The organism is Agromyces sp. NBRC 114283 (genome assembly GCF_030268405.1).
GTDB lineage: Bacteria > Actinomycetota > Actinomycetes > Actinomycetales > Microbacteriaceae > Agromyces > Agromyces mediolanus.
The window spans coordinates 2803074-2825956 of record NZ_BSQP01000001.1; the positions used below are offsets into that span (position 1 = coordinate 2803074).

23 protein-coding genes are annotated in these 22883 nt (G+C 73.3%); 4 read left to right on the plus strand and 19 right to left on the minus strand.

Translation table 11 applies throughout. The features are described 5' to 3' along the window. Positions 1-12: 12 nt before the first annotated feature. The 5 genes from QSJ60_RS13535 to QSJ60_RS13555 form a co-directional block, all read right to left on the minus strand. Positions 13-495: an 8-oxo-dGTP diphosphatase gene (locus QSJ60_RS13535; protein WP_285463928.1), complete on the minus strand. Its 483-nt coding sequence runs from the start codon at positions 493-495 to the stop codon at positions 13-15. A gap of 15 nt (positions 496-510) precedes the next feature. Then, the gene (locus QSJ60_RS13540; protein ID WP_189086109.1) at positions 511-1542 is read right to left on the minus strand and encodes a 6-phosphofructokinase; all 1032 of its coding nucleotides are present in this window, start codon (positions 1540-1542) and stop codon (positions 511-513) included. A 149-nt stretch (positions 1543-1691) separates the two neighbouring features. Next, positions 1692-3815 (minus strand): DEAD/DEAH box helicase, encoded by a 2124-nt coding sequence (locus tag QSJ60_RS13545; protein ID WP_189086110.1) that lies wholly within the window; start codon positions 3813-3815, stop codon positions 1692-1694. A 255-nt stretch (positions 3816-4070) separates the two neighbouring features. Continuing rightward, positions 4071-4805: a ZIP family metal transporter gene (locus QSJ60_RS13550; RefSeq protein WP_285465328.1), complete on the minus strand. Its 735-nt coding sequence runs from the start codon at positions 4803-4805 to the stop codon at positions 4071-4073. Positions 4806-4839: 34 nt separating this feature from the next. Then, positions 4840-6705 (minus strand): DUF2207 domain-containing protein, encoded by a 1866-nt coding sequence (locus QSJ60_RS13555; protein WP_285463929.1) that lies wholly within the window; start codon positions 6703-6705, stop codon positions 4840-4842. Positions 6706-6788: 83 nt separating this feature from the next. Here QSJ60_RS13555 and QSJ60_RS13560 point away from each other — a divergent pair, with 83 nt between their 5' ends. Beyond that, on the plus strand, positions 6789-7067 hold the full coding sequence (locus QSJ60_RS13560; protein WP_189086111.1) for a metal-sensitive transcriptional regulator: 279 nt from the start codon (positions 6789-6791) through the stop codon (positions 7065-7067). A 22-nt stretch (positions 7068-7089) separates the two neighbouring features. Here the strand turns inward: QSJ60_RS13560 and QSJ60_RS13565 are convergent, their stop codons facing one another. From QSJ60_RS13565 to truB, 10 genes are all read right to left on the minus strand, one after another. Then, positions 7090-7350, minus strand: coding sequence for a hypothetical protein (locus QSJ60_RS13565; protein ID WP_285463930.1), 261 nt, complete (start codon positions 7348-7350; stop codon positions 7090-7092). Positions 7351-7352: 2 nt separating this feature from the next. Beyond that, complete coding sequence (locus QSJ60_RS13570) at positions 7353-8213, minus strand: aldehyde dehydrogenase family protein (protein ID WP_230766400.1); 861 nt, start codon at positions 8211-8213, stop codon at positions 7353-7355. Beyond that, a complete protein-coding gene (locus QSJ60_RS13575; RefSeq protein WP_230766399.1) occupies positions 8210-9799 on the minus strand; it encodes an aldehyde dehydrogenase family protein in 1590 nt (529 codons plus the stop codon). Before QSJ60_RS13575 ends, QSJ60_RS13570 begins: the two co-directional genes overlap by 4 nt. 17 nt (positions 9800-9816) lie before the next feature. Continuing rightward, the gene (gene deoC, locus QSJ60_RS13580) at positions 9817-10824 is read right to left on the minus strand and encodes a deoxyribose-phosphate aldolase (protein WP_189086115.1); all 1008 of its coding nucleotides are present in this window, start codon (positions 10822-10824) and stop codon (positions 9817-9819) included. A 62-nt stretch (positions 10825-10886) separates the two neighbouring features. Further along, positions 10887-11831, minus strand: a complete 945-nt coding sequence (locus QSJ60_RS13585; RefSeq protein WP_230766397.1) for a sugar-binding transcriptional regulator — start codon at positions 11829-11831, stop codon at positions 10887-10889. A 155-nt stretch (positions 11832-11986) separates the two neighbouring features. Further along, the gene (locus QSJ60_RS13590; protein ID WP_285463931.1) at positions 11987-13204 is read right to left on the minus strand and encodes an MFS transporter; all 1218 of its coding nucleotides are present in this window, start codon (positions 13202-13204) and stop codon (positions 11987-11989) included. A 2-nt stretch (positions 13205-13206) separates the two neighbouring features. Next, the gene (locus tag QSJ60_RS13595; RefSeq protein ID WP_285463932.1) at positions 13207-14142 is read right to left on the minus strand and encodes a bifunctional riboflavin kinase/FAD synthetase; all 936 of its coding nucleotides are present in this window, start codon (positions 14140-14142) and stop codon (positions 13207-13209) included. Then, the gene (locus QSJ60_RS13600) at positions 14139-14615 is read right to left on the minus strand and encodes a hypothetical protein (RefSeq protein WP_285463933.1); all 477 of its coding nucleotides are present in this window, start codon (positions 14613-14615) and stop codon (positions 14139-14141) included. The genes QSJ60_RS13595 and QSJ60_RS13600 overlap by 4 nt, the downstream gene beginning before the upstream one ends. Before the next feature lie 46 nt (positions 14616-14661). Then, on the minus strand, positions 14662-15030 hold the full coding sequence (locus QSJ60_RS13605; RefSeq protein ID WP_285463934.1) for a hypothetical protein: 369 nt from the start codon (positions 15028-15030) through the stop codon (positions 14662-14664). Then, entirely contained in the window at positions 15027-15923 is an 897-nt protein-coding gene (truB, locus tag QSJ60_RS13610; protein WP_285463935.1) for a tRNA pseudouridine(55) synthase TruB, read from the minus strand. Before truB ends, QSJ60_RS13605 begins: the two co-directional genes overlap by 4 nt. 55 nt (positions 15924-15978) lie before the next feature. On the opposite strand from truB, the gene QSJ60_RS13615 reads away from it, so the two are divergent. Next, complete coding sequence (locus tag QSJ60_RS13615; protein ID WP_285463936.1) at positions 15979-16974, plus strand: ketopantoate reductase family protein; 996 nt, start codon at positions 15979-15981, stop codon at positions 16972-16974. Between the two features lie 28 nt (positions 16975-17002). Here QSJ60_RS13615 and QSJ60_RS13620 read toward each other — a convergent pair whose 3' ends face one another. Next, positions 17003-17353 carry a hypothetical protein gene (locus tag QSJ60_RS13620; RefSeq protein ID WP_285463937.1) on the minus strand — a complete coding sequence of 117 codons (351 nt, stop codon included), beginning with the start codon at positions 17351-17353 and terminating at the stop codon, positions 17003-17005. Between the two features lie 354 nt (positions 17354-17707). Here QSJ60_RS13620 and QSJ60_RS13625 point away from each other — a divergent pair, with 354 nt between their 5' ends. Continuing rightward, entirely contained in the window at positions 17708-17830 is a 123-nt protein-coding gene (locus QSJ60_RS13625; RefSeq protein WP_268243570.1) for a hypothetical protein, read from the plus strand. Between the two features lie 51 nt (positions 17831-17881). On the opposite strand, the gene QSJ60_RS13630 is transcribed toward QSJ60_RS13625, so the two are convergent. Next, positions 17882-18469 (minus strand): nucleoside/nucleotide kinase family protein, encoded by a 588-nt coding sequence (locus QSJ60_RS13630; RefSeq protein ID WP_230766382.1) that lies wholly within the window; start codon positions 18467-18469, stop codon positions 17882-17884. Between the two features lie 52 nt (positions 18470-18521). On the opposite strand from QSJ60_RS13630, the gene QSJ60_RS13635 reads away from it, so the two are divergent. Then, positions 18522-19406, plus strand: coding sequence for an iron-sulfur binding domain-containing protein (locus QSJ60_RS13635; protein ID WP_285463938.1), 885 nt, complete (start codon positions 18522-18524; stop codon positions 19404-19406). 84 nt (positions 19407-19490) lie between these two features. Here the strand turns inward: QSJ60_RS13635 and rbfA are convergent, their stop codons facing one another. Continuing rightward, positions 19491-19955 (minus strand): 30S ribosome-binding factor RbfA, encoded by a 465-nt coding sequence (gene rbfA, locus QSJ60_RS13640; protein ID WP_189086124.1) that lies wholly within the window; start codon positions 19953-19955, stop codon positions 19491-19493. A gap of 59 nt (positions 19956-20014) precedes the next feature. Next, positions 20015-22804: a translation initiation factor IF-2 gene (infB, locus tag QSJ60_RS13645; RefSeq protein WP_285463939.1), complete on the minus strand. Its 2790-nt coding sequence runs from the start codon at positions 22802-22804 to the stop codon at positions 20015-20017. Positions 22805-22883: the final 79 nt, after the last annotated feature.

Sequence of the window (22883 nt, forward strand, 5' to 3'; positions counted from 1 at the left end):
CACCCGTCGATCCTACGCGACGGACGGGCCCGGTTCCACCACGGTCGCGAGATCGTCGCCGAAGACGAAGGAGCGCTCCACCCGGCCGCCCGCGAGCACGCCCGGGAGCCAGCGCGAGGCGTCGTCCCACATGCGCTCGAGCGGCACCTCGTCGACCGGGAACCACTCGGGGTCGAGCTCGTCGGAGCCGCTCGCTTCGCCCCGCCACCGGCGGCAGACGAAGACGTGCGAGCGCTGGCTCCACGACTCCCGGCTCGGGAAGCGGTAGTCGATCACGCCCCGCGCCTCGAGGTCGGCCTGGTCGAGGTCGAGGCCGACCTCCTCGGCGACCTCGCGGACGCACGCGGCGGCCGGGGACTCCCCCGCCTCGAGCTTGCCGCCGGGCGCGACGAGCCGCCCCTCGCCGAGGCCGTGCTTCTTGCGCCCGAGGAGCACCTCGAGCCGCCCCGCCCGCTCGCGCAGCAGGTAGCAGACGCACACCTCGGGATGCCCCATCCGTCGGGCCCGCCCTCAGCCGAAGAGGATCCTGGCCTCGTCGTAGCGCGACTGCGGCACCGTGTTCAGGCTGCCGGTCGCCTCAGCGATCGAGACCGTGCGGATGTCGGTGCCGCGGAGCGTCACCATGGAGCCCCAGGCCTCGTCGTAGACGGCCTCGACGGCGGCCATGCCGAGCCGGGTCGCGAGCACCCGGTCGTAGGCGCTCGGCTCCCCGCCGCGCTGGATGTGGCCGAGCACGGTCGCGCGGGACTCGATGCCCGTGCGCTCCTCGATCATCGGCGCGAGCACGTCGGCGATGCCGCCGAGGCGCGGCCGGTTGAAGGCGTCGAGGCCCTTGTGCGAGTGCGGCTCGTCCATGCCGGGCAGGGTGAAGCCCTCGGCGACGACCACGAGCGGGGCGCGGCCGCGCGAGCGCACCGATTCCACCCACTCGCAGATCTGCTCGATGGACTGCGGCTGCTCGGGGATGAGGATGGCGTGCGCGCCACCCGCCATGCCGGAGTGCAGCGCGATCCAGCCGACGTGCCGGCCCATGACCTCGAGCACCATGCAGCGGCCGTGCGAGTCGGCCGTGGTGCGGAGCCGGTCGATGGCCTCGGTCGCGATCTCGACGGCGGTGTCGAAGCCGAAGGAGTAGTCGGTCGCGGCGAGGTCGTTGTCGATCGTCTTCGGCACGCCGACGACTTTGATGCCGCCCTCGTCGTAGAGCCGGCGAGCGGCCGTGAGCGTGCCCTCGCCGCCGATCGCAATGATGGCGTCGATGCCGTGCTCGTCGAGGGTGCGCTGGATGTTCTCGGGGCCGCCGAGCTCCCCCTCGAAGGGGTTGGTGCGGCTGGAGTGCAGGATGGTGCCGCCCTGGCGGGCGAGGCCGCGCACGTCGTGCCGGGTGATGGGCACGATGTCGCGCTCAACGACGCCGCGCCAGCCCCAGCGGAAGCCGACGAACTCGGTGTCGTGGGAGATGACGCCTTTCAGCACGGCGCCGCGGATGACCGCGTTGAGGCCGGGGCAGTCGCCGCCTGAAGTGAGCAGGCCGATCTTCATAGGTGCACGTCTCCTGGGGAAGTGGGAAGGCGGGAAGGGTGCATGACCACGTCGGCGGGGTCGAATCGGAGTCTATACGCTCGCCGGAGCCCGCTGGAGACGCCGACGGGGCCGAAGCGTCGCCCCGGCCCCGTCGTGCGCGGATCGCCTCAGAGCGCGCCGTCGAGCGCCTGCCGCAGGAGGTGCTGGAGCGCGTCGAGCTGCACCGAGTCCGCCGAGCCCGGCTCGACGTCCTGGCCGTCGAGGGCGCGGGCGGCGAGGCCCTGCTTCTGGTCGATGAGCTCGGCGATGCGGGCGTCGATCGTGTGCGCGGCGATGATCCGCCACGCGGTGACCGGCTCGTCCTGACCGATGCGGTGCACGCGGTCGATCGCCTGGGTCTGCTCGGCGCTCGTCCAGCTGAGCTCGGCGAGCACGACGTTCGAGGCCGCCTGCAGGTTGACGCCGACACCGGCCGCCGTGAGCGAGCACACCGCGACGTGCACTTCGGGGTCCGAGTTGAACGCGTCGATCGCCGCCTGGCGGGCGAGCGCCGTCTGGTCGCCGCGGAGCGAGACGGTGCGGATCTCGCGCGCCGCGAACGCCGCCTCGGCCTGGTCCATGACGTCGATGTGCTTCGCGAAGAAGACGACCTTGCCGACCGAGCGGGCGAGCTGGGCGGCGTAGTCCGCCGCGAGCCCGGCCTTCGCCTGGCCGATGCGGCGCACCATCGTGAAGACGTTCTCGCCGGACTTCGCCTGCTTCGACTCCTCGAGCTCGGCGCTCGCGACCGCGCGGACGAACTGGTCGCGGGTGTCCTCGTCGAGGTCGCCCACGCGGAGGTCGCGCGCCTCGACGAGCGCGCGGAAGCGCTGCACGAGCCGGTTGCCGAGCTCGCGCTCTGCGGCCCGCACGGAGCGGCCCAGCTCGTCGTCGAGCTCCACCGGGAGGTCGGCGATGCGCTTGGCGGGCAGGTCCGCGGCGACGTCGACCTTGCGGCGGCGGACGATGCCGAGGTCGATGACCGCGCGGCGCGCCTCGGCGTAGAAGCCGTGGTCGGCGGGCGTGAGCCCGATGCGCTCGAGCTCGGCGAGGAGCTGCGGGGCCGGCTTGTCGCCGTCGATCCAGCCGAGGAACTGCCAGATCGCCCGGAAGTCGTCGACGTCGTTGATGAGCGGCGTGCCGGTGAGGGCGAGCAGCAGCGGGTCGCCGCCCGGCGCGCTGCGACGGATGCGCTCGGCGAGGGCGAGCACGTTCTTGGAGCGCTGCGAACCGAGGTTCTTGATGAAGTGGGCCTCGTCGACGACCATGCCGCGGAAGCCGAGGGTCGACAGCCACGACATGTGCCGGTCGAGCACGTCGTAGTTCACGACGACGACGTCGGCGAAGGCGTCGACGCTCTGCCCGTCGCCGTGGATGACCGTGGCGCGCCGCTGCGGCGTCCAGCGCTCGACCTCGCGGGCCCAGTTCATCTTCACGACGTTCGGCACCACCGCCAGCAGCGGGTAGGCATCGGCGACGGAGGCCGCGAGCACCGACTGCGCCGTCTTGCCGAGGCCGGGCTCGTCGGCGAGCAGGAAGGTGCGGTGGCCGAGCCGGGCCGCCTCGACGAAGCGGGCCTGGTGCTTCATGAGCTCGAGGCCCCGCGGGGTGACCCGGTCGATCTTCGGCGCCTCGGGCAACGGCATCGTCGCCGACTGGCCGCCCGAGCCGAGCTCGAAGGCCTTGAACAGCGGGCTCAGCAGCTCCCAGTTCGCGAGCCGCCGGGCCGGCACGGCGGCCTGCGGCTGCCGCGAGAAGTCGGGTGCGAGGAACGGGCTCGCGAGCTGCCGCGACTTCACGGAACGCGGCACGACCTGGTTCTCCGCCAGCATCGGCGCGGGCTCCGGCTCGCGCGTGATGATGAGCTCGTCGGCGCTGAGCTCGGCGCCGGACTCGAGCAGCCAGTCGCGGCGGAAGCGCTGCGCGACCGTGGAGATCGAGGCATCCGGCTCGAGCAGGGTGATGAGGCTGGTGTCGCGCGCCGCGGTCTTCGCGAGGATCTGCGCGATGCCGTCGAGGCGCTTCAGCAGCTCGGCGCGCTGGGCGTCGCTGAGCTCGGCATCGGCCTTCACGCGGGTGCGCTCCTCGCGCATGAGCAGGGCGATCACCTGGAACTTGGTCCGGTTGGTCGGGCCGAGCTTGTTCTTCTGCGCCTTCTGCTCGACCTCGCGCACCTTGCGCGCGAGGATCGGGATGATGGGCGCGTCGTCGTCGCGGGAGCGCGTGCGGGAGCGCTGCCTGGTCTGGGCCATGGTCCTCCGGTCTCTTGGCCGTCGCGCCGAGCGTCGGCCCGTTCGGAACGACGACTCCCCCTCGCGGCCCCCGGCTGACGGACGCCGCACGACCGGAACCGCGGACTGCGCGGTGTCGATCGTCGACTGCAGGGCGGCATCTGGGACGGCTGGCGCGGATCGCACCGCCTGCCCCTGAGCGGAATCGCCCGGCGCACCCGCCATTCTAGCGGGAATCGCGCCGAACAGGCGAGCTCGCGCGGATCGGCGCGGCGGTCAGCCGCCGAGCACGTGCACGGTGTAGCTGAGCAGGAACCCGGCAGTCGCGAGCAGGCCGGTCGCGGCGTGGGCCGTGCGGAACGCCTCGGGGATCATCGTGTCGCAGATCATCGCCAGGATGGCACCCGCCGCGATCGCGGTGACGATGGCGGTCGTCTCGCCGCTCGCCCCGTCGAGCAGCACGAAGCCGGCGATCGCCGAGACGGCGCTCGCGATCGCGATGCCGGACCAGAGCAGCAGCACGTAGCGGCGGCTGCGGCCGGCGGTCTTCAGCTCGGCGGTGCTCGACAGCCCCTCCGGCAGGTTGGAGATGAGGATGGCGACGAAGACGGGCACGCTGACGCCCGACCCGCCGACCATGCTGAGCCCGAGCACCGCGGACTCGGGGATGCCGTCGAGGAGCGCGCCGACCGCGATGCCGGTGCCGGTGCCCGGGTCCTCGCCGCTGCCGGGCCGGTTGCGCTGATCGAGCCGGTCGAGGAGCTGGTTGAGCACGACGTAGACGACCGCGCCGCCGGCGAAGCCGAGCACCGTCGGCCAGAGCCCGCCCTGCTCCTGCGCCTCGAGCACGAGATCGAAGGCGAGCGCGGAGACGAGCACCCCGGCGCCGAACGCCATGATGCCGGCGACGATCCGTTTCGGGACGTCGACGTACCAGGCGACGAGTGCGCCGACGAGGAGGGCGCCGCCGGCGAGCAGGCCGGCGACCCCCGGGGCGATCCACTCGGGGATCACCGCTGCGCTCCCCCGCCGCCCGCGGCCGGGCTCACAGTCCGCCGCCTCCGCCGCCGCCCCCGCCGCCGCCCGAGGCGCCGCCGCCGCCGGATCCGCTCGAGGAGGAGCTGGAGCTCGAGCCCGACCACGAGCTCGAGGCGGTCGTGGAGAACGCCGAGACCCCGGCGCTGAACGCGAGCGCATCGAACGGACCGCGTCCCGCGTACCAGTCGGGCTGGGCGCCGCGCTCCGCATACTCGGCGGCGAGCACCCGGCTCCACTCCCGCTCGATGCCGAAGAGCACCGCGTACGGCAGGAGCTTCTCGTGCAGCTTCAGCACGGCTTCGGGGCCGCCGACGCGCAGCGCGCCCTCCGGGCTCTGCAGCATGCGGATGCGGTCGGCCTCGGCGAGCCGGAGGTAGACCTTGAGCCCCTCGAGGTGATCCTTCGCCGCGCGTCCCGGCTCGGTCAGCGGCCGCACGTCGATCACGGCGACCGCCGCGGCGAGCACCGCGAGGATGCCGAGCACGAGGCCGAGCACCGGCCAGCCGCCGCCCATCGCCTGATCGAGGGCCACGATGCCGAAGACGACGGCGACGATGCCGCCGAGCAGGGCGAGGAGCCCGAGCAGCAGTCGCGGGCCGACGGGCGGCGTGCGGCGGAGCCCCTCGGCGACGACCCGGCTGCGGACCCCGCTGCGGAGTGCGAGCAGCTTCTTGCCGAGCGCGGTGTCCTGCTGCTTCAGCTCCCGCCGGCCGCTCGTGGCGAAGAGCTCGCGCAGCAGCTGGTCGGCATCCGGATCCGGCCCCTCGCCGCCCCCGTACTCGACCGCGAAGCGCTTCGGGCCGAGCTCGACGACTCGGAGCCGATGCTGCACCGCGAGCTGCAGGATCGTCGCCGTGACGCCCTTGCCCGGCTGTCCGACGAGCTCCGCGGCCTCCATCACGCTCAGCCCGGGCGGCGGCTCGTACTGGGCGATGATCGTGCCGCGTCCCGGATGGTCCCGCCACCGCGTGGCCCGGGCGACGATGGCCGCGCCGGCTGCGCCGAGGGCGAGGAGGGCTCCCCCGGCCCCGGCGAGCGCCGCCGGCGAGGAGGTGAAGGCGTCGTCGCGCGGCACGAAGGTGCCGGGCTCGAAGGCGAGCGCGACGGTGAGGTTCTCGTACGGCCCGAGCCCCTCGGCCGTCGCGAGGGCCCCTTCCTCGCCGAGCTCGAGCGCGGTGCAGGGCGTGGCGGAACCGGAGGGGCCCTGGTAGCAGGCGCCCTCCCCGGTGAATCCCGCGGCCGCGGCCCCGGAGAGCCGCACCTCGGCGCTCACCCGGCCGAAGGGCTGCGCCCAGCCCGTGCCGTTCACGTCCCAGTAGAACTCGTCGATCGGCCGGTCGTCGGGCACGTGGGTCACGTTGTGCTGGCGGTACTCGATGACGTAGCTCTGCCGGCCGTGCACGTACTCGTCGCCCGCGATGGAGACGAGGAGGAACTCGTCGTCGTCGTCCGGCTCGGTCGAATAGGCGCGCGGCGTACCGTTCTCGTCGGTCACGGAGCGCACCTCGAGGTCGACCGGGTGGCCGTCGTAGGAGAGCGGGATGGCCCGGCGGATGCCGCGGTTCTGGTCGAATTCGGGGAACACCGCGACGAGTGTCTCGGTGGTGTCGAGCACGGACCGGCCGTCCGCGTCGGTGCCGAGCTCGTACACGGCGTCGAAGGAGTCGAAGACGAAGTCGTCGGTGCCGGTGGGCAGCACGGACACGCCGGCCGGCGCGGCCGGGGCGGCCGGGGCGGCCGGGGCGAGCGCGGGCGCCGTCGTCCCGCCCTGGCCCGCGAAGGCGAGCAGCGGGGCGCCGGCGAGCGCGAGCCCGGCGCCGGCGAGGAGGCCGGCCACGAGGGCGGGGGCGGTGCGGGGCATCCGGCGGCTCATGCTGCCACCGTAGCGAACCCGGCCGACTCGGCGGCGCTGAATACCCCGGTCGGTACCGGATTCGCAGGCGCTATCCTGAGGGGGTGATCGAGGACATCAAGAAGCGCGCGCTGCACCGCACGAAGATCATCGAGGGCCAGCTGCGCGGCATCGAGAAGATGATCGAGAACGAGGATTACTGCGTCGACATCATCACGCTGTCGCTCGCCGTGCAGAAGTCCCTCGGCTCGCTGAACAAGCTGCTCGTCGAGAACCACCTGCGCACGCACGTGAGCCACCAGTACGAGGCCGGCGGCGAGGAGCGCGAGGCCGCCGTCGCCGAGCTGATCCGCATCTTCGAGCTGTCGAACAACCGCAGCTGACCCCCTCGAACGGCGCCGGGGCTCATCCCCCGCCGCGCCGTTCGTTGCCACGCCGGTAGTTGCCGGTCGCACGGGCGAGCAGGTGCTGCACGGCGAGCTCGTCGCCGGCCGACTCGGCGCGTTCCAGGCGCGCGAGGAGGCGCGCCGCCTCCGCTCCCCCGACGGTCACGACGTGGCGGCCGCCGCGGGAGACGAGCAGCTGACCGGCCGCCGTCGCGCGCCACGCGAACGGGTCGTCCTGTAGACGACCGCGTTCGTCGGAGGCGCCCCGGCGGCCGGCCACGCTCAGCGCAGGCTCTTCGTGTGCCAGACCGTCTTCGTCTCGGTGAAGCCGACGATCCGCTCGAGGCTCGGCGCCGCGGCATCCGCGCCCTGCTCGGGGCGGTGCACCCGCTTCAGGGTGTCGGCCGCCGCGATCTCGAGGTCGATCCAGTCGAGCGCGCCCGCGCCGACGAGGTCGAGCGCGTTGACGTCGGCGTGGCTCGCGAGCCACGGCGCGATCTCGGCGGGCGAGCCCGTGAGCACGTTGACGACGCCCTTCGGCACGTCGCTCGTGGCGAGCACCTCGGCCAGCGAGATCGCCGAGAGCGGGAAGCGCTCGCTCGCGACGACGACGACCGCGTTCCCCGCGACGAGCGCGGGCGCGACGGCCGAGACGAGGCCGAGCAGTGCGGAGTCCTGCGGCGCGACGATGGCGACGACGCCGGTCGGCTCCGGCACGGAGAGGTTGAAGTAGGGCCCGGCGACCGGGTTGGCGTTGCCCGCGACCTGGGCGAACTTGTCGGCCCAGCCCGCGTACCAGACCCAGCGGTCGATGGCCTCGTCGACCTGCGCGCCCGCGGCGGCGCGGGAGACGCCCTCGGCCTCCTCGATCTCGGCGACGAACTGCGCCCGACGGCCCTCGAGCAGCTCCGCGATGCGGTAGAGCACCTGGCCGCGGTTGTACGCGGTGGCGCCGGCCCAGCCCGCGACGGCGCCGCGGGCCGCGACGACCGCGTCCCTGGCGTCCTTGCGCGAGGCCTTCGCGGCGTTCGCGAGGAAGCCGCCGTCGGCGGCCACCACCTGGTAGGTGCGGCCCGACTCGCTCCGGGGGAAGGCCCCGCCGATGAACAGCTTGTAGGTCTTGGGCACGGTGAGGCGGCTCACTTCGCGGCTCCCTTCTCAGCGGACTTGCTCGTTCGGCGGCTCCGCTTCGCGGGGGCCGGCTTCGCCTCGGCGTCCGCCTTCGCGGCGGGGCGCGTCTTCGCGGCGGGCGCGGCGGATGCCTCGACGGCGCGCGCGGCGCGCGCGGTGCGACTCGTGGCGGGCGCGAGGTAGGCGCCGAGCCCGTGCCGGCCGCCCTCGCGGCCGTAGCCGGACTCCTTGTAGCCGCCGAAGGGGCTCGCCGGGTCGAAGCGGTTGAAGGTGTTCGCCCAGATGACACCCGCGCGGAGCTGGTCGGCGACCGCGAGGATGCGGCTGCCCTTGTCGCTCCAGATGCCGGCCGAAAGGCCGTACGGCGTGTTGTTGGCCTTGGCGATCGCCTCCTGCGGGGTGCGGAAGCTCAGCACCGAGAGCACCGGACCGAACACCTCCTCGCGGGCGATGCGGTGGCTCGTCTCGACGCCCGTGAAGATCGTCGGCGCGAACCAGAAGCCCTCGGCGGGCAGTTCGCACGGCGCGCTCCAGCGCTCGGCGCCCTCGGCCACGCCGACGTCGCTGAGCTCGCGGATGCGGGCGAGCTGCGCGGCGGAGTTGATCGCCCCGATGTCGGTGTTCTTGTCGAGCGGGTCGCCGAGGCGGAGCGTCGAGAGGCGCTGCTTCAGCCGGTCGACGACCTCGTCGTGGATGTTCTCCTGCACGAGCAGGCGGCTGCCGGCGCAGCACACGTGGCCCTGGTTGAAGAAGATGCCGTTGACGATGCCCTCGATGGCCTGGTCGATGGGCGCGTCGTCGAAGACGATGTTCGCCGCCTTGCCGCCGAGCTCGAGGGTGACCTTCTTCTGCGTGCCCGCGACCTGCTTCGCGATCGCCCGGCCGACGCCCGTCGAGCCGGTGAAGGCGACCTTGTCGACGTCGGCGGCGACGAGCGCCGCGCCCGTCTCGCCCGCGCCGGTGACGATGTTCACGACGCCGGCGGGCAGCTCGGCCTGCTGCAGGATCTCGGCGAAGAGCAGCGCCGTGAGCGGCGTCGTCTCGGCCGGCTTCAGCACGACCGTGTTGCCCGCGGCGAGCGCCGGGGCGATCTTCCAGGCGAGCATGAGCAGCGGGAAGTTCCACGGGATGACCTGCCCGGCAACGCCGAGGGCGCGCGGGTCGGCGCCGAGGCCGGCGTGGTCGAGCTTGTCGGCCCAGCCCGCGTAGTAGAAGAACCAGGCGGCGACGAGCGGCACGTCGACGTCGCGCGACTCCTTGATCGGCTTGCCGTTGTCGAGGGATTCGGCGACGGCGAGCTCGCGGGCGCGCTCCTGCACGAGGCGCGCGATGCGGAAGAGGTACTTGCCGCGGTCGCGGCCGCTCATCTTGGACCAGACCCGCTCGTAGGCGCGGCGGGCCGCGGCGACGGCGTCGGCCACGTCCTCCGCGTTCGCGGAGGCGATCTCGGCGATCCGTTCCTCGTTCGCCGGGGAGATGGTCTGGAAGGGCGTGCCGCGTCCGTCGACGAACTCGCCGTCGATGAAGAGGCCGTAGCGGTCGCGCAGCGACAGGATGGCCCGGGACTCCGGGGCCGGTGCGTATTCGAGGAAGCTCATCTCAGGTCTCGTCTCGGTCAGTCGATGGTCACGTAGTCGGCGCCGGAGTAGTGCCCGCTCGCGAGCTTCTGGCGCTGCAGCAGCACGTCGTTCAGCAGGCTGGAGGCGCCGAAGCGGAAGAGGTGCGGCACGAGCCACTCCTCGCCCACGGTCTCGGCGACGGTGACGAGGTACTTGATGGCGTCCTTCGAGGTGCGGATGCCGCCGGCGGGCTTCACGCCCACCTTGTGCCCGGTGAGCCGGTGCCAGTCGCGGACGACTTCGAGCATCAGCAGGGTCACGGGCAGGGTCGCGGCGGGCTGCACCTTGCCGGTCGAGGTCTTGATGAAGTCGCCGCCGGCGAGGATCGAGAGCCACGAGGCACGGCGCACGTTGTCGTACGTCACGAGCTCGCCGGTCTCGAGGATCACCTTGAGGCTCGCGCTCGTGCCGTCGGGGCGGCGGCAGGCGTCTTTCACAGCGGCGATCTGGTCGAAGACGAGGCCGTAGCGGCCGGCGAGGAACGCCCCGCGATCGATCACCATGTCGATCTCGTCGGCGCCGGCCGCGACGGCCTCGGCGGTGTCCGCGAGCTTGATGTCGAGCGAGGAGCGGCCGGACGGGAAGGCGGTCGCGACGGCCGCGACCGAGATGCCGCCGTCGTCGGGGTCGCCGTGCGCGGCGCCGAGCGCCTCGACCGCGTACGGGACCATGTCGCCGTAGACGCACACGGCGGCGACCCGCGGAGTGGCGGGGTCTGCGGGGTCGGGGTTCTGCGCCTTCGCGACGAGCGAGCGCACCTTGCCGGGGGTGTCGGCGCCCTCGAGCGTGGTCAGGTCGATGAGCGAGATGATCCGGTCGAGCGCCCAGGCCTTGGAGCTGGTCTTGACGGAGCGGGTGCCGAGCGCGGCGGCCCGCTGCTCGAGGCCGACCGCGTCGACGCCGGGGATGCCGTGCAGATAGCGGCGGAGCGTCGCGTCGTCGGGGTCGCCGCCGAGCACGGCGAGCGCGCGCTCGCGGGCGGTGACGAGGGTGGTGCCAGTCATTCTGGGTGACCTGCCTTCCGGCTGTTGTGGCGAAACGTGGTTCGTGGGGAGGTGCGCGGCGTTCAGCCGTCGAGGAGGTGGAGCGCCGTCGCCTCGTCGGTGACGAGCACGGTGCACAGCCCGCTGCGCACGACGGCGTCGGCGACGGGATGCTTCGCCTGGCCGGCGATGACGGCGATCGTGAGCGGAGCCTGGCGCAGCTCGTCGAGGGTGAGCCCGACGGTGCGCGCATCGAGGGCGGGGTCGACGATGTTGCCGTCGGAGTCGAGGTAGCGGCCGACGACGTCGCCGACGGCCCCCTTCGCGACGAGGAGCTCGACGTCGGAGACGGAGAGGTAGCCGCTCTCGACGTGCACGGAGCTCTCGTCGGCGGCGCCGGCGCTGAAGAGGTAGGCGTCGGCGGAGCGAGCGAGCTCGATCACGCCCGCGACGACGCGGTCGGACTCGATGGCCTGCTTCGTCTCGAGCCGTTCCAGGATGGCGGGGCTCGGCAGCAGGGTCGCCTGCCCGCCGCCCTTCTGAGCGATGCCGACGGCGGTGGCCGCGGCGGTGCCCGGTCGCCGATTGAGGCTCACACCGCCGTTGATCTGCACGACGTTCACGCCGGTGGCCCAGCCGTTGCGGAGGTGCTGCGAGATCTCGTAGAGCGTGCGCCCCCAGCTCACGCCGAGGGTGCGCGGCACCGGGCGGAGCGCGGTGAGGTAGTCGGCGGCGGCCTGGGCCGTTCGCGCCTGCAGCTCCTCGGGGCCGGCAACGCCGGCGGAGGAGACGACGATCGCGTCGCTCAGCCCGCGCTCCTCGCGCAGGCGCCGCTCGATCGGCAGGCGCCGGGCGCGCGGGTGCAGGATCTCGATGCGGATGAACCCGCGCTGCTTGGCCTGGGCGAGCAGCCGTCCGACCTTCCAGCGGGTCAGGCGCAGCGCCTGACCGATCTCGTCCTGGGTCTTGTTCTCTTCGTAGTAGAGCTCAGCGGCCCGGATCGACAGCAGCTCATCGGTCTCGTCCATCCGTCTCCTTCCCCTCGTTCCAGGGTAGGCACCGGATCCGCGCCCAGCAACACTCGCAGGCGATTCTGCTCAGATGAGCAGCGCGATCCCACGGTGCACGCGCGCGAGCACCGAGAGGAGGCATCCGCGCGCGAGGCGCCCGAGCGATCCGGCGCTCAGCGCCGCTCGTCCTCCAGGAACCGTGATCGCGCCACGACGGCGCCCGCGACCGCGGCCGGCAGCGCCGAGGTGAGCAGCAGCAGCAGCGGCCACGTCCAGCCCCCGCTCGCCTCGTGCAGCAGGCCGACCGCGAGCGGGCCCGCGGCGACCACGAGATAGCCCGCCGACTGCACGAAGCCGCTCAGCGCGACCGCCCCGTCGTGGCTCCGCGTGCGGAGGTTGATGAGCACGAGCGAGAGCGGGAACAGCATCGGACCGCAGCCGACGAGCGCGACCCAGAGCCAGGTGACGTGCCCGGGGGCGAGGAGGAGGCCCAGGTACCCGATCACGAACGCCAGCACTGCGAACCAGACGAGCGGCCGCACCCAGCCGAACCGCACCGCGAGCACCGGCACGAAGAGCCCCGCCGGGATCCCCATCGCCGCGTACAGCGAGAGCAGGGCGCCCGCCTCCGCCGGAGCGGACCCCGAGAGGTCGTGGAGGATCTCGGGCAGCCACGCGAACGCCGAGTACGCGTTGAAGCCGGCCGCCGCGAAGACGAGGAGCAGCGCCCAGCCGAGCGGCGAGCGCGCGGCGAGCGCGAGCAGCCCCGCCGCCGGTTCCTCGGAGTCGCCCGTGGCCTGGCTCGCCGGCCGCGCGAGGAGCATCGCCCACGGCACGATCGCGACGGCCGCCACGACCGCCCATTCCCCCACCGACACCCGCCAGCCGGCCGCCTCCGCCACCGGTTCGGCGAGCAGCGGCGGCACGAGCGTGCTCACCGACATCGCCGTGACGTAGACCGTCGTCAGGAGCCCGATCCGTTCCGGGAAGTAGCGCTTCACGAGCGGCGGCAGGAGCACATTGCCGACCCCCATCGCCGCGAACGTCACGACGCTCGCCACGACGAGCTGCGCGGCGTCCGCGGCGAGCCCGCGCCACGCCGAGCCGCACGCCAGCAGCAGGAGCGAGACGACGAGCGTGCGCTCGAGCCCGAACCGGCGGGCCACGGACGGCGTCAGGATGCCGAACGCCGCATAGCAGAGCGGCGGCAGCATGCCGAGGAAGCCGACGAACGCCGGGCTCAGCGCGATGTCCTCGCCGACCCGGCCGAGCACCGGCGAGAGCGCGGCGACGGCCGTGCGCAGGTTGAACGCGACGAGCACGATGCCGAGGAGCGCGAGCAGCCGGCCGCGCCACGGGGCTCTGGGCGAGGCCGGACCCGCGGGGGCCACGCTCAGCCCAGCAGGATGGTGCGGATGCGGTCGACGTCGTCCTGGATCGTCGCGATCAGGTCGGGGATGGTCGTGAACGCCACCATGCCGCGGATCCGCTCGACGAACTCGACGTCGACGAGGTGGTCGTACAGGTCGAGCTCGCGGTCGAGCACGTACGCCTCGACCTGCTTCTTCGGCACGCCCTCGAACGTCGGGTTGTCGCCGACCGAGATCGCCGCCGGATACCGCACGCCGGCGTCGGTCAGCCAGCCCGCGTACACCCCGTCGCCGGGGATGAGCCCCTCCGACTCCGGCGAGAGGTTCGCCGTCGGGAAGCCGAGCTCGCGCCCACGCGCGGCACCGTGCACCACGACGCCGCTCACCGTCGGCCGGTGGCCGCCGAGCAGCTCCGCGGCACGGGCGACGTCGCCCTCGTCGAGCAGCTCGCGCACCCAGGTCGAGGAGACCCGGCGTTCGCCGTCGGGCCGGATGTCGCCCAGCACCTCGACCGTGAACCCGTGGCGTTCGCCGAGGCGCTCGAGCAGCGCGACGTCGCCCGCGCCCCTGGCGCCGAAGCGGAAGTCGTCACCGACGAGGAGCGCCTTCGCGCCGAGCGCGCCGACGAGGATGCGCTCGACGAACTCCTCGGCGGGCACCGAGGCCAGCATCCGGTCGAAGTGCAGCAGCAGGGTCGCGTCGAGCCCCGTGGTCGCGAGCAGCTCGAGCTTCTGCCTCGTGCTCACGAGCGAGTCCGGGCACTTGTCGGGTGCGAGCAGTGCGAGCGGGTTGCGGTCGAAGGTGACCGCGACCGCGGAGAGCTGCCGTTCGGCCGCGATCTCGCGCAGCCGGCCGATGACCGCGCGGTGGCCGACGTGCACGCCGTCGAACTTGCCGATCGTGACCGCGGCGGGGCCGAACCCCGCCGGCACGCCGGCGAGGTCGTCGAAGACCCTCACGAGGCCGGCCGTTCGGCGGCGGCGAGGGGCGATTCGGCCGGGGCGGTGGCGTCGGGGCGGTGCTTCGCGAGCCACCACATGCCGAGCACCGGCAGCACGAGCGGGATGAACAGGTAGCCGCGGCCGTACCAGGACCACACCGTGTCGTGCGGGAAGAGGCCGGGGAGCACGACGCTCAGCGTGCCGACGACGATGACGCCGGTGAACTCGAACACGATCGTCGCCCAGGCGACGCGGTACCAGCCGCGTCCCGAGCGGACGAGGGCGACCGTGGCGATGACGTAGACGACCGCGGCGAGCGCCGAGAGGGCGTACGCGAGCGGCGCCTCGTCGAACTTCTGCACGATCTGCACGAAGGAGCGGCCGAGGGCCGCGAGGGCGAGCACGCCGTAGACGGCGACGAGGACGCGGCCGATGCCGCTCATCCGCCGACGCGCGGCGGGCGCGTCCGGGCTCTGGGGTGCGCTGTTCATGTCGCTTCGATTCTCTCAGACGCGCCGGTCGTTGCGGCGCGCGGGGTCAGAGCCCCTGAACGGTCCAGATCTGCAGCATCCGGTACACCATGACGCCCACGGCGAAGGCGGCGACGCCGAGCACCACCGTCGACCAGCGGTTGCGCTCCAGCAGCGCCCACAGCGCGGCCGCCGGCGGCAGCAGGAGGGCGCTCACGAGGTAGGTGTAGAACTCGAGCACGCTGCCGCTCGGGGCGTTGCCGAATGCGGGCGCCAGGAGCGCGACGACGAGCTGCGCGACGAGCAGCAGCTCGACGAGGGCGAGCGCGCCGATGGTGAGGTCGCTGGGCTGGCGCCCGGCGAGGCCCAGGATGAGGCAGAGCAGGCCCGCCGCGACGGCGACGCCGAGCTGCACCCAGGTGTACCACTCGATCATGGGGTCGTCTCCTCGTTCGGGAAGCCGGTGACGACGCGGAGCTCCTCGCCGCGGCGCTCGACGATGGCGACGAGCCGGTCGGCGGGCCCGATCGCGGCGAGCGGCTGCTTCGTCGGGGCGTCGTCCGCGGGGATGCGCTTGCCGTGCCCGAGGTCGATCGCCTGCTGCGCGTCGATCGCGACGACCGGCAGCGCGCGGCTCGCCGCATCGGCGGGGCTCAGGATGCGCGCGGCGACGTCCAGCCCCTCGAGCGGTGCGGCCTGCTCGACCGGGAAGCTGCCGATCCTGGTGCGGCGGAGCGCCGTCAAGTGCCCGCCGACGCCGAGGCCGGCGCCCAGGTCGCGGGCGAGCGCGCGGATGTACGTGCCCGAGCTGCAGTCGACGCGCACATCGAGGTCGAGGTGGTCGTCCGCGCGCCGAATCTCCAGGAGCTCGAACGCCGAGACGGTGACGCGGCGGGGCGCGAGCTCGACCTGCTCGCCCGCGCGGACGCGGTCGTAGGCGCGTCGCCCGTCGACCTTCACGGCGCTCACGGAGCTCGGGACCTGCTCGATCTCGCCGGAGAGCGCCGTCATCCCGGCGGCGATCGCCGCGTCGGTGACGGCCGCGACGCGGCTCGGCTCGGCCGCCGGGTGGGGCTCGCCCTCGGCGTCGTCGCTCGTGGTGCCCCAGCCGAGACGGATGGTCGCGAGGTACTGCTTGTCGAGCCCGACGAGGTAGTGCAGCAGCCGGGTGGAGCCGCCGACGCCGAGCAGGAGGAGTCCGGTCGCCATCGGGTCGAGCGTGCCGGCGTGGCCCACCCGACGGGTGCCGGCGAGGCGGCGGACGCGCGCGACGACGTCGTGGCTGGTGATCCCCTGCGGCTTGTCGACGAGAAGGATGCCGCTGTTCACGCCGACCAGGCTAACAGTCGCCCGCGGGCCGGGGCGCCGCCCCTACGCTGGAGGGATGCGGATCGGGATCATCGGCGCCGGCGCCCTGGGCGGCACCTTCGCCGCGCTCCTCGCCCGCGCGGGCCACGAGGTCGAGGTGACCGCGCGCGGCGCCGGGCTCGAGGCCATCCGCGCCGGCGGCATCCGCCTGTCCGGCGGCTACGGCGAGGCCGCCGTCGAGGTCGCGGCGAACCCCCGGCTCACCCGCCGCCCGGAGCTCGTGCTCGTCTGCACGAAGGCGCAGGACGCCGAGGCCGCGATCACCGCGAACGCGCAGCTGATCGAGGGCCTGCCGACCGTCGTCGTGCAGAACGGCCTCGACGGCGTCGCCACGGCCGAGCGCCTGCTGCCCGGCACACCGTGCTTCGGCGTGCTGTCGATCATCGCCGCGAACTACACGGAGCCGGGCGTCGTGCGCGTGACGACCACGGCCACGAGCTACCTCGGCCGTGGCGAGGGGCCGGCGGACGCCGAGAGCCGGCGCATCGCGGCCCTGCTCAGCGACGCCGTTCCGGTCACGGCGATCGGCAACTTCCGCGGCGCGCAGTGGTCGAAGCTCGTCGTCAACATGGTGAACGCGGTGCCCGCGATCCTCGGCCGCCCCGTGCAGGATGTCCTCCGGCACGGCCCGACCCGCCGGGTCGTCGCCCGCTCGATGCGCGAGACCGTGCGGGTGGGCGTCGCCCGCGGGGTGCGGTTCGGCGCGCTGCAAGGCCTCGGCGACCGACGGCTGCGGTGCTTCGCCGCGCTCCCCGTCGTGCTCGGCCAGGCCCTGCCATGGCTGATGGGCGTGCGCATGGGTCGGGTGCCGAATCTCGGCTCCACCCAGCAGAGCCTCCGCCGCGGGCAGCCGACCGAGGTCGACTACCTGAACGGCGCGGTCGTGCGCGAGGCGGCGGCGGCCGGGCTCGCCGCACCGGTGAACGCGGCGCTCGTCGAGCTCGTGCACCGCGTCGAGCGCGCCGGCGCGCCGCTCGACGAGGGCGAGCTGCTCGCGGCCATCCCCGCCTGAGCGCGGGCTCGGCGTCGCCCGGCCAGGCTCAGGCGGCCGGGACCGCCGCCGCGTCGAACGAGGCGGTGAGGGCACGGTGCTCCTCCTCGCTCAGCGAGTCCCGGAAGCGGTCGGCGAGGAGCGCCCAGCGGATGGTCGCGAGCGCGGTGTTCCGGCCGCCGGTGTAGCCCACCCGGTCCATGAGCTCCATGATCTCCTCGGTGAACTCGGCGGAGGCCTGCGCGAACTCGGGGGCTCCGGCGATCGTGACCCGGGCGCGCAGGTACTCCGCGCTGAAGCGGGCGCGCTTGGCGGCCTCGTGCGCGACGACGATCCGGTGCAGCTGCTCGGCATCGAGGCTGGCGAGACGGTCGGTGGTGGTGGTGGTGGTGGTGGCCATGGTCGTGGTCCTTTCTGCGGTCGGACGGCGGTGGACGGCGGAGACGGAGAACGCCACCCGGTCGTCGACCGGGTGGCGTTGAGCGTCTGGGTGTTCGGCTCAGCTGCCTGGCGGTCGGGCGGGGCGGTCGCGGGTGACGACGCGGTCGCGCAGCAGCGCGTCCGCGGTGCGGTGAACCATCACGACTGCCCTCCCTGCAAAGATTCCGATTGAACTGACTATCATCCCAGATTCCCTGGTGAACGGCAATTCCCGGCGCCGAGAGCGGAGCTGACCACCCCGAGCCACCCTCGCACCGGAAATGGACTATGGTGTCCGGAAGCCCGCCAGCTGACGAAGGGAAGCGAGCTCATCATGGCCGGAAAGTCACCCAAGGCAAGCACGTCGAAGAAGCAGCCTCAGCTCTCGCTGAAGGAGAAGCGAGCGCAGAAGCGCGAGAAGGCCGACGAGGGCATCATCAAGGCGCGCAAGCGCTGAGCCCGACCGGGTGCGGGCGGCCGCCCGCACCCGGCCCAGGCCGTGCGCAGCTCAGACCGCTCGGGGCCTCGCCGGGTCCGCGAGGTCGACGACCACGTCCGCGACCCGGCGCGGGTCGCACCTCGCATAGGCGATCGCGTCGGCGGGGTCGACCGGATCGCCGGCGATCGCGATCGAGAAGTCCCAGAGCGGGCGGAGCCGGTCGCGCAGCAGGAAGCGGCCGTCGAGGAGGAGCAGCGCGTCCTCGGGCCCCGTGAGCCACTTCGGCTCCACCCAGGCATCCCGTCCGACGTCGCGCACCCGCGTGACGAACCCCGTCGAGCCCGCGAGCCGGAACGGCTCGACGAGCACCCGGCGCAGCGCCGACTCGTCGAAGCCGTAGTCCACGTACCGTTCGGCCGTGTCGGGACCGAACGCCGCCTGCGCCTCGCGCGAGCGGTGGAAGCCCTCCATGCGCGCCCGGAACACCGTCGCACCGCGCTCCTCGAGCACCGCGCCGAGGTCGTCGGCGAACGCGGTCTTGCCCGAGCGCAGCGGACCGTCGACCGCGACCACCACCCGGCCCCGGGCGGTGCGCAGTTGCACGAGGTCGGCGAGGTCCCGCAGGAACGTCACTCGCGGGGTCGTCACGAGTCGCATACTGCGAGCCTAACCGCCGCGGCCCGCCTCGGCACGGCCTAGGCTCGAGAGGATGCCACACCCCACCGAGCCGAGCTTCGCCGAGCTCGTCGACGACTGGTTCGCCGACGCCGCGCGGCCCCTGCCCTGGCGCGCCGCCGAGGTATCGCCCTGGGCGGTGCTCGTGAGCGAGTTCATGCTGCAGCAGACGCAGGTCTCGCGCGTGCTCCCCCGCTGGACCGCGTGGATGGAGCGCTGGCCGACGCCCGCCGCCCTCGCCTCGGCTCCCCCGGCCGAGGCCGTGCGGGCCTGGGACCGGCTCGGCTATCCCAGGCGTGCGCTCTGGCTGCACGAGGCCGCGACGGAGATCGTGGAGCGCCACGGCGGCGAGGTGCCGTCCGGCCTCGACGAGCTGCTCGCCCTCAAGGGCATCGGCCCGTACACGGCACGGGCGGTCGCCGCCTTCGCCTTCGGTGAGCGCCATCCCGTCGTGGACACGAACACCCGCCGGGTGCTCGCCCGTGCGATCGACGGCCGCGCCCACGCCGGCGCGCCCTCGACGGCGCGCGACCTCGCCGCCATGTCGGCGCAGCTGCCCGTCGAGCGCGACGCGGCACGCCGCTTCAACGCCGGCGCGATGGAGCTCGGGGCGACCGTGTGCACGGCGCGCACGCCGGACTGCGACGGCTGCCCCGTGCGCTCGCGCTGCGCCTGGCTCGCCGCGGGGCGCCCCGACGACGGCGCGCCGAAGCGGAGGCAGGCTCGCTACGAGGGCTCCGACCGCCAGGTGCGCGGCATCGTGCTCGCGGAGCTGCGCGCCGCGCACGCGCCCGTCGACCGGGCGCTGCTCGACGCCCGCTGGAGCGATGCCGCGCAGCTCGAGCGCGCGCTCGGCACGCTCGTCGCCGACGGCCTCGCGGTCGTCGGCGCGGAGGGCTACTCGTTGCCTGACGCCTGACGCCCGCGCGCGGGCGGAGACGCCGAACGCCCGGCGGCGCCGGGCGTTCAGCGATGCGGGACCGGAAGGTTACTCGGATGCGGCTCAGTCGCGAGCGGCGGCGGGCGCCTCGTCCTCGTCGTCCTCGTCCACGCGGGGCTTCACGTAGGGGTCCGCCTCGCCCGCGAAGCTCGCGCCCGAGGCGAGCGCCGTGGTCTCCGCGTCGCGCTCGCGGGCCTCGCGGAGCAGCTCCTCGATGTGCTCGGCGTTCTCGGGGATCGCGTCGGCGATGAACTCGAGCGACGGCGTGAGCCGAGCGGTGATGTTGCGACCGACCTCGGTGCGCAGCATCCCGGTCGCCGCCTTGAGGGCGAGCGCCGAATCGCGACGCTCCTCCTCGCTGCCGTACACCGTGTAGAAGATGCTGGCGTGCTGCAGGTCGCCCGTCACGCGGACGTCGGTGATCGTCACGAAGCCGAGGCGCGGGTCGCGCAGCCCCTTCTCGAGCCGACGGGCGACGATCTCGCGGATCCGGTCCGCCATCTTCCTGGCGCGCTGGGGATCAGCCATGATGCAGGGTCTCCTTTCGAACGAAAGGCCGGGGCGGCGAACCGCCCCGGCCGTTTCGATCAGACGCGAGGCTTCTCGCGCAGCTCCACGGTCTCGATCTCGTCGCCGACCTGGATGTCGTTGTACTTGCCGAGGCCGATACCGCACTCGAAGTCCGTGCGGACCTCGGTGACGTCGTCCTTGAACCGGCGCAGCGACTCGATGGCGAGCCCGTCCGCGAGGACGACGCCGTCGCGGATGACGCGCGCCTTCGCGTTGCGGGTGATCGTGCCCGAACGGACGATGACACCGGCGATGTTGCCGAACTTCGAGGAGCGGAACACCTCGCGGATCTCGGCGACACCCGACTGGACCTCTTCGTACTCGGGCTTGAGCATGCCCTTGAGCGAGTTCTCGATGTCGTCGATCGCGTTGTAGATGACCGAGTAGAAGCGCACGTCGACGCCCTCGCGGGCGGCGCGCTCGCGCGCCTTCACGTCGGGCCGCACGTTGAAGCCGATCACGATCGCGTTGTCGATGGTGGCCAGGTCGATGTCCGACTCCGTGATCGCACCGACGCCGCGGTGCAGGATGCGGAGCTGGACCGAGTCGTCGACCTCGATCTTCATCAGGGACTCCTCGAGCGCCTCCACGGCACCCGAGACGTCGCCCTTGATGATGAGGTTGAGCGCCTCGACCTTGCCCTCCTCGAGGGCCCGGGTGAAGTCCTCGAGCGAGATGCGCTTGCGGGCCTTCGCGAGCTGCGCGTTCCGCTGGGCGGCCTCGCGCTTCTCGGCGATCTGGCGCGCCGTTCGGTCGTCCTCGGTCACGAGGAAGGTGTCGCCGGCGCGGGGCACCGAGGACAGACCCTGCACCTGGACCGGACGCGACGGCAGCGCGGCCTCGACCGGCTCGCCGTTCTCGTCGCTCATCGCCCGGACGCGGCCGTAGGCCGTGCCCGCGACGATCGCGTCGCCGACCTTGAGCGTGCCCGACTGGATGAGCACGGTCGCCACGGCGCCACGGCCCTTGTCGAGCTTCGCCTCGATCGCGACACCGCGGGCGTCCTTGTTCGGGTTCGCACGCAGGTCGAGCCCGGCGTCGGCCGTGAGCAGGACCGCGTCGAGCAGGTCCTGGATGCCGATGCCCTCGCGAGCCGAGACGTCGACGAACATGACGTCGCCGCCGTACTCCTCGGCCACGAGGCCGAACTCGGTGAGCTGCTGGCGCACCTTGGCGGGGTTCGCCTCGGGCTTGTCGATCTTGTTCACCGCGACCACGATCGGCACGTTCGCCGACTGCGCGTGGTTCAGCGCCTCGACCGTCTGCGGCATGATGCCGTCGTCGGCCGCGACCACGAGGATCGCGATGTCGGTGACCTGCGCACCACGGGCGCGCATGGCGGTGAACGCCTCGTGACCCGGGGTGTCGATGAAGGTGATCGCGCGGTCGATGCCCTCGTGCTGGGTGTGCACCTGGTAGGCACCGATGTGCTGGGTGATTCCGCCGGCCTCGCCCGCCACGACGTTCGCGTTGCGGATGGCGTCGAGCAGTCGGGTCTTACCGTGGTCGACGTGACCCATGACGGTGACGACCGGGGGCCGCTGGGCCAGGTCTTCGTCGGTCTCGTCCTCGAGCTCCTGGTCGAGGTCGATGTCGAAGCCCTCGAGGAGCTCGCGGTCCTCGTCCTCGGGCGAGACGATCTGGATCTTGTAGCCGAGCTCCTCGCCGAGCACCTGGAAGGTGGCCTCGTCGAGCGACTCGGTCGCCGTCGCCATCTCGCCGAGGTGGAACAGCACGGTCACGAGCGAACCGGGGTTCGCGTCGATCTTGTCGGCGAAGTCCGAGATGGAGGCGCCGCGGCGCAGACGGATCGGGGTCGATCCGTCGCCGCGGGGCACGCTCACGCCGCCAAGCGACGGAGCCTCCCGCATCTCGAATTCTGCCCGCTTCGTCCGCTTCGACTTGCGCGCCTTGCTCTTGCCGCCACCGCGGCCGAACGCGCCGGCCGTGCCGCCGCCGGGGCCACGGCCACGGCCGCCGCCACCCGCGGGACGCGGGCCGCCGAAGCCGCCGCCGGGGCGCTGGAAGCCGCCGGCACCTGCACCGGGACCGCCCGGACGGCCTGCGCCGCCGGGAGCGCCGCCGGGGCGGAAGCCGCCGCCACCGCCGGGACGACCTGCGCCGCCCGGACGACCGGGGCCGCCGGGACGCGGGGCGCCGGGGCGCGGCGAACCGGGACGCGGCGCCTGCGGGCGCGGGATGTTGCCGGGGCTCGGGCGCTGGCCCATGCCCTGCGAGCTCGAGAACGGGTTGTTGCCCGGGCGGGGCTGCGCGGGGCGCTGGCCCATGCCCTGCGAGCTCGAGAAGGGGTTGTTGCCCGGACGCGAGGAGGCGGGCTTCGGGCCGGCCGGTCGCGGGGCGCCGGGCTTCGGTGCGCCACCGGGCTTGACGGCGTCGCCGGCGGGCTGCTCGGCGGCGGGCGCCTGCGGGGCGCCGCCCTGCTCGGCGGCGGCCTTCTCGGCAGCAGCCTTCTCGGCGGCGGCCTTCTCGGCCTGCGCCTGGCGCTCGGCGACCGTCAGCGGGGCCTCGCCCGCGGGGGCGGGGGCCGGCGCGGGGGCCGCGGCGGGCTTCGGACCCGGCTTGGGGCCGGGCTTCGCCGCCGCCGGCTTCGGTGCCGCGGCGGGCGCCGCGGTGCCGGCGGCTCCGGCGGCCTCGAGGGCGGCCTTGAGCTTGCGGGCGACGGGGGGTTCGATCGACGAGGACGGGCCCTTGACGTATTCGCCCAGTTCCTTCAGCTTCTCGAGGGCGATCTTGGTGTCGACCCCGAGCTCGCTGGCGATCTCGTGTACGCGTGGTTTGGCAGCCACAACTCTCCTGTTCCGGGTCTGCGCCCGGACAGGGGCAGACCGATTAGTGGACGGGTCTCATTTCGAGCCGCTCATCAGT

What these genes read in the sequence shown, in the direction of transcription:
- QSJ60_RS13535 (WP_285463928.1), bottom strand. Translation starts at nt 495, where the DNA reads ATGGGGCATCCCGAGGTGTGCGTCTGCTACCTGCTGCGCGAGCGGGCG.
- QSJ60_RS13540 (WP_189086109.1), bottom strand. Translation starts at nt 1,542, where the DNA reads ATGAAGATCGGCCTGCTCACTTCAGGCGGCGACTGCCCCGGCCTCAAC.
- QSJ60_RS13545 (WP_189086110.1), bottom strand. Translation starts at nt 3,815, where the DNA reads ATGGCCCAGACCAGGCAGCGCTCCCGCACGCGCTCCCGCGACGACGAC.
- QSJ60_RS13555 (WP_285463929.1), bottom strand. Translation starts at nt 6,705, where the DNA reads ATGAGCCGCCGGATGCCCCGCACCGCCCCCGCCCTCGTGGCCGGCCTC.
- QSJ60_RS13575 (WP_230766399.1), bottom strand. Translation starts at nt 9,799, where the DNA reads ATGAGCTTCCTCGAATACGCACCGGCCCCGGAGTCCCGGGCCATCCTG.
- deoC (WP_189086115.1), bottom strand. Translation starts at nt 10,824, where the DNA reads ATGACTGGCACCACCCTCGTCACCGCCCGCGAGCGCGCGCTCGCCGTG.
- QSJ60_RS13585 (WP_230766397.1), bottom strand. Translation starts at nt 11,831, where the DNA reads ATGGACGAGACCGATGAGCTGCTGTCGATCCGGGCCGCTGAGCTCTAC.
- QSJ60_RS13600 (WP_285463933.1), bottom strand. Translation starts at nt 14,615, where the DNA reads ATGAACAGCGCACCCCAGAGCCCGGACGCGCCCGCCGCGCGTCGGCGG.
- QSJ60_RS13605 (WP_285463934.1), bottom strand. Translation starts at nt 15,030, where the DNA reads ATGATCGAGTGGTACACCTGGGTGCAGCTCGGCGTCGCCGTCGCGGCG.
- QSJ60_RS13615 (WP_285463936.1), top strand. Translation starts at nt 15,979, where the DNA reads ATGCGGATCGGGATCATCGGCGCCGGCGCCCTGGGCGGCACCTTCGCC.
- QSJ60_RS13620 (WP_285463937.1), bottom strand. Translation starts at nt 17,353, where the DNA reads ATGGCCACCACCACCACCACCACCACCGACCGTCTCGCCAGCCTCGAT.
- QSJ60_RS13625 (WP_268243570.1), top strand. Translation starts at nt 17,708, where the DNA reads ATGGCCGGAAAGTCACCCAAGGCAAGCACGTCGAAGAAGCAGCCTCAG.
- QSJ60_RS13630 (WP_230766382.1), bottom strand. Translation starts at nt 18,469, where the DNA reads ATGCGACTCGTGACGACCCCGCGAGTGACGTTCCTGCGGGACCTCGCC.
- QSJ60_RS13635 (WP_285463938.1), top strand. Translation starts at nt 18,522, where the DNA reads ATGCCACACCCCACCGAGCCGAGCTTCGCCGAGCTCGTCGACGACTGG.
- rbfA (WP_189086124.1), bottom strand. Translation starts at nt 19,955, where the DNA reads ATGGCTGATCCCCAGCGCGCCAGGAAGATGGCGGACCGGATCCGCGAG.